Consider the following 1,255-nt stretch of genomic DNA (forward strand, 5'->3'; position numbering starts at 1 on the left):
ATGGTAGTGGGTGGCGGGATCGAGTAATCCACCCAGCAGCAGTAGATGTCGCACAAGCTGGCTAGCGATCATCGGCGACGCGGCGCATAGGAGAATCAAGTACCCCAGCGCGCTGGGGTACTCCAGCAACAGCGCCAGATAGATAAATATTGTGGGAGACGACGATACTGAGCAGCACTGGCGCCAAGCGTTCAAACGCCACGCCCGCCGCGTCGCCATAGTCGATATGCGCCATCAACCGCAGCATCAGCACGTCCAGCATTTCTCCACCCGCGCGGGCCGAGCATGCATTTTGCTACATTGCGGAGAAAATCGGCGACATGCTTTGCCAGGCAGGGACAGAGAACCCATGAGACGTCGGCCTCCGACGATTTTGAAATCGACTCCCGCAATAACGCGACCGCGATGCCTGGCGTATCATTAGTGCGCGCCTGCAGGCGCGGTTTTCGGCTGACACGAATTAGTTGAAACACCTGGGCGATAAACTCTATTTTACGGATGCCGCCGGTGCCCAGTTTGATATTGTCCTTCAACCCGCACTGCCGCAACTCCTTTGCGATCATATGTTTCATAATTACGCAGCGACTGGATAACTCTGAAGTCAATGTAGCGGCGGTAGATAAAAGGACGCAGCATACCGCGCAGCTCCTAGCTGTAGGGATAGGCGTCAATGCCATCAGTCGCGCTTTTATCATCACATAGCGTTCCCAGTCCCTACCCTGCTCTTAATAAGAGTCCTCCAGCGCGGCAAAGCTCAGTAGAGGCTCGCTGTCGCCAAACGGCCGCAACCGCATATCTACCCTATAAAAAACCGTCGATGGTAGGCTAGTCGAGCACCTTAATCACCCGTTGACCGAGCCGGGTAAAAACTGGGCATTGTCCAGCTCGTGGCCGCAGCTGCGGGTGAAACCATTTTCTGGGTAAGCGAATATCAGATCGATATTGGAAGAGAAATTCAGCTCTCCGCCGCCCAGTTTTCTCATACTCAAAATCAGAAGCGGCTGTAGGCTACCATCTGTGCCGCAGGGTGTGCCCCATTCGCAGCAATACGTATGCCACAGCCAGTCTCGCGCGGCGATAATCAGAGTTTCCGCCAGCTAGCTAGCTGGGTTTTAGCGTTTCGCCGGCGTCACAAAGACCGAGGATCTGCGACCAGACGATACGCACCAGCGTACGGCGCCGGAACAACTACAGCTCGCGCATTAGCGCGGTCTCATCATCCACCGTCGCCAGTCGTGAGGCCTAGCAGGCCGAC

2 protein-coding genes and 1 pseudogene are annotated in these 1,255 nt (G+C 55.8%); all 3 read right to left on the reverse strand.

The annotated features are described in order from the left end of the window. Positions 1-195: hypothetical protein (locus BG74_RS16280; RefSeq protein ID WP_439895651.1), on the reverse strand; the 195-nt coding region annotated here is incomplete at its 3' end. Next, a complete protein-coding gene (locus BG74_RS16285) occupies positions 192-572 on the reverse strand; it encodes a [protein-PII] uridylyltransferase family protein (RefSeq protein WP_244267212.1) in 381 nt (126 codons plus the stop codon). The genes BG74_RS16285 and BG74_RS16280, both read right to left, overlap by 4 nt. Before the next feature lie 153 nt (positions 573-725). Beyond that, a pseudogene (locus tag BG74_RS16290) lies at positions 726-1,097 on the reverse strand (hypothetical protein). Positions 1,098-1,255: the final 158 nt, after the last annotated feature.

It is taken from the genome of Sodalis-like endosymbiont of Proechinophthirus fluctus (assembly GCF_001602625.1).
GTDB lineage: Bacteria > Pseudomonadota > Gammaproteobacteria > Enterobacterales > Enterobacteriaceae.